This window comes from uncultured Chryseobacterium sp. (assembly GCF_913776365.1).
In the GTDB taxonomy this organism is placed as follows: domain Bacteria; phylum Bacteroidota; class Bacteroidia; order Flavobacteriales; family Weeksellaceae; genus Chryseobacterium.
Genome location: NZ_CAJYMO010000137.1, coordinates 1 through 3,501 on the forward strand (window position 1 = coordinate 1; position 3,501 = coordinate 3,501).

Annotated in this window: 3 protein-coding genes; all 3 read left to right on the forward strand. The window is 42.9% G+C overall.

Annotation, left to right across the window (positions count from 1 at the left end; genetic code table 11):
* On the forward strand, nt 1-1,367 hold a 1,367-nt coding region (locus tag QZ735_RS06855), incomplete at its 5' end, for a dipeptidase (protein WP_294246010.1).
* Between the two features lie 123 nt (nt 1,368-1,490).
* Entirely contained in the window at nt 1,491-2,507 is a 1,017-nt protein-coding gene (locus tag QZ735_RS06860) for a T9SS type A sorting domain-containing protein (protein ID WP_294246012.1), read from the forward strand.
* Between the two features lie 79 nt (nt 2,508-2,586).
* Entirely contained in the window at nt 2,587-3,297 is a 711-nt protein-coding gene (locus tag QZ735_RS06865; protein WP_294246014.1) for an SDR family oxidoreductase, read from the forward strand.
* The last annotated feature ends 204 nt before the right edge of the window (nt 3,298-3,501 follow it).

Sequence of the window (3,501 nt, forward strand, 5' to 3'; positions counted from 1 at the left end):
TAAATTACATCAGCGAAAACAAACAGCGTTTTGTTGATGAATTATTTGAGTTACTGAGAATTCCGTCGATCTCTGCAGATCCTGCGTACAAAAATGATGTCCTCAGATGCGCTGATGCAGTAGCCGGCCACCTGAAAAATGCAGGTGCCGATCAGGTGGAAATCTGCCGGACCAATGGTTATCCTATCGTATACGGAGAAAAAATGCTGGACAGCAGCCTGCCTACGGTGCTGGTATACGGCCATTATGATGTACAGCCTGCCGATCCGCTGGAATTGTGGACAAAGCCTCCGTTTGAACCGTATATTGAAAAAACCGAACTTCATCCGGACGGTGCCATTTTTGCCAGAGGGGCTGCCGATGACAAGGGGCAGTTTTTCATGCATGTAAAAGCGTTTGAAGCTATGATGAAAACCGGTACGCTTCCTTGCAATGTTAAGTTTATTTTTGAAGGTGAGGAGGAAGTAGGGTCTGTAAGCCTGGGGGATTTTGTAAATGAAAACAAAGAAAAATTATCCTGCGACTGTATCCTGATTTCAGATACGCATATTTACAGCAACGAGCAGCCTACCGTAACCACAGGACTGAGAGGACTGAGCTATGTGGAAGTGGAGGTGGAAGGCCCGAACCGTGATCTGCACTCCGGCTTATACGGCGGTGCGGTCCCGAATCCGATCCATGTCCTTTCCCGGATGATCGCCGACCTGATTGACGAAAACGGGCATATCACCATCGACGGATTTTACGATAATGTAGAAACGGTTTCTGATGCTGACAGGTCTGATATGAATAAATTAAAGGACAATCCGGAGGAATTTAAAAAATCCATCGGCCTCAGCGGAGTGGAAGGGGAAGAAGGCTATACTACGCTGGAGAGAACATCCATCCGTCCAACCCTTGACTGTAACGGGATCTGGGGCGGCTATACCGGGGAAGGAGCCAAAACGGTGATTCCTTCAAAAGCATTTGCCAAGATTTCCATGCGTCTGGTACCGTACCAGACGCCCGAAGAAATCACGGAGAAATTCACGGCGTATTTCAATAAAATTGCTCCTGAAAACGTGAAAGTAAAAGTAACGCCGCATCATGGAGGGATGCCTTATGTACTGCCGACCGATACAAAGGAATTCACAGCGGCAAAACAGGCGATGGAAACAGCTTTCGGCAAAGAAGTACTGCCTTACAGGGGAGGCGGAAGCATCCCGATTACCGCCATGTTTGAGCAGGTATTAGGTGCCAAATCCGTCCTGATGGGCTTCGGTCTCGATTCGGATGCCATCCATTCCCCTAATGAACACTACGGACTGTTCAATTTTTACAAGGGAATTGAAAGTATACCTCTCTTTTTCGAGAATTACGCCCAATAGTAAGAATAGGGTAAGTGGTGACATTATAGATCCTTAGGACTTTTTCCTAAGGATTTTTAAATAATATAGGTATCCGGTGAAAAATAATTCTTAATTTTATGCAATTATTTAATACCATTTATCATGAAAAAAACTTTACTATTAGTTATTTCTCTGTCTACTGCCGTTATGGCCTCTGCACAGATTCTTGAATCCGATAATTATAATGCCTATACGTTAGGAAATGTTTCTGGCTCTGTGACAGCTGCCGGACAGGGCGGAATGTCACTGTACAACGGAGCCGTTTCAGATTATCAGATCGTTTCCGGCGACGCTGCCCATGGAAAGTACCTTGCCGTAACAGGAGGGTCAGATGGAACCGCAGCATCTTCCAGGTATGTTTATAAAAACGGGCTTAATACCAGCTGGGCAGCAAGAACTGCAGGTAATAATATTATTAAAGGCAGCTTTGAGGTATTTACAGGTACTTCAACCAATAAACATTTATCAGGATTGAATGTTTTCGGCGCCGCAAACGGAATTGTGGGAATCGGTTACAATTCACAGACTAAAACAATCAATGGACAGGCATATCTGAATGTAACGGCAGATTCTACACAAAATGGTTTTTACAACATTACCGGTTTAACGGCAAGTACGTTTCCGGCAAATACGTGGGTCACTTTAGGGTTCAGTTATAACAAGAATACCGGTGCTATTACCTATGTTATCGGAGGTGCTACTCAGACACTTGCAGTAAATGGTGCTACTACTGTAGCAGGGTTTGATCCTGCAGAAGTTGATGTATTCAGCAGCCCGACGAGAACATCGGCGACTGATGCTGTAAACAGTGGTCCAACTACTTTCGGTATTGATAACTATGTTATTCAGGCTTCCAATAACGCTGTACTGGCTACATCTGATGTGAAGAAAGAGAAATCTTCCATCATCGCTATCGGTCCGAATCCAGCCTCAGAATACATTAATATCCTGACAGATCTTAAAATAAATAAAGCTGAAATTTATGACATGGCTGGAAGAAAAGTCAATGCTGTTCTTAACGGTAACAGCATTAATATAAAAGACCTTACTGCAGGAAGCTACATCATTGTGGTGGAAACCACCAACGGTAAAACCACTGATAAATTCATCAAAAAATAAATTACTGACAAATGTTAGTTAGGAAAAAACGCTTCAATTGAAGCGTTTTTCTTATTTTTAAGAACTAAATCCAAACAATATGTTAGAAAATAAAGTAGCCTATATTACAGGAGGAACCAAAGGAATCGGTTTTGGAATTGCTCAGATCCTGTTGCAGAACGGAGTATCGGTAGCATTTTCAGGGAGAAGAAGAGAAGATGTGGAAAAAGCAGAGCAGGAACTGAAACAGTATGGTGAAAACGTACTGGGACTGGTTTCCGATGTTAAAATCCTTGGAAATGAAGAAGAAGCGGTGAAAGCCGTTACGGAAAAATTCGGGAAGCTTGATTTTGTTATTGCCAATGCAGGACTGGGAGTCTTCAAACCGGTGGACCAGTTAACAGCGGAAGAATGGAACGATATGATTGAAACAAACCTGACCGGCGTTTTTTATACCCTGAAAGCTTCTGTAGAAGAACTGAAGAAGTCACAGGGTTATTATATTACGGTTGCCAGTCTTGCCGGAGCCAATTTCTTTGAAAAAGGAGCCGGATACAATGCTTCGAAATTCGGAGTGGTGGGTTTTACACAGGCCGCTATGATCGATCTCAGGAAGTACAGTATCAAATCAACCGTTATCATGCCGGGTTCGGTAGCGACTCACTTTAACGGAAATATACCGTCTGAAAAAGATGCATGGAAGATCCAGCCGGAAGATATGGGAAACCTTGTACTCGACATTCTGAAGATGAATCCGCGGGTGCTGCCGAGCAAGATTGAATTCAGGGCAAGCCAGCCTTCCAACGGATAACATCTAATGCGCTGAATAATAAAACCATAAGTATTATGCATGCATAATATATTTTTTATTTATATTAGCGAAAACTAATCCGGTAAAAATACCGGTGAAAAGAACCGCCCTTTGAGAGATGCACAAGACACAATAAGGCGGGCAGGACTAAGTAATAAAGAAATTAAAACAACATATGAAAATATTAGTTTGTATCAGTAGTGT

Coding starts and splice junctions, on each gene's coding strand:
- QZ735_RS06865 (WP_294246014.1), top strand. CDS start 2,587: ATGTTAGAAAATAAAGTAGCCTATATTACAGGAGGAACCAAAGGAATC.
- QZ735_RS06860 (WP_294246012.1), top strand. CDS start 1,491: ATGAAAAAAACTTTACTATTAGTTATTTCTCTGTCTACTGCCGTTATG.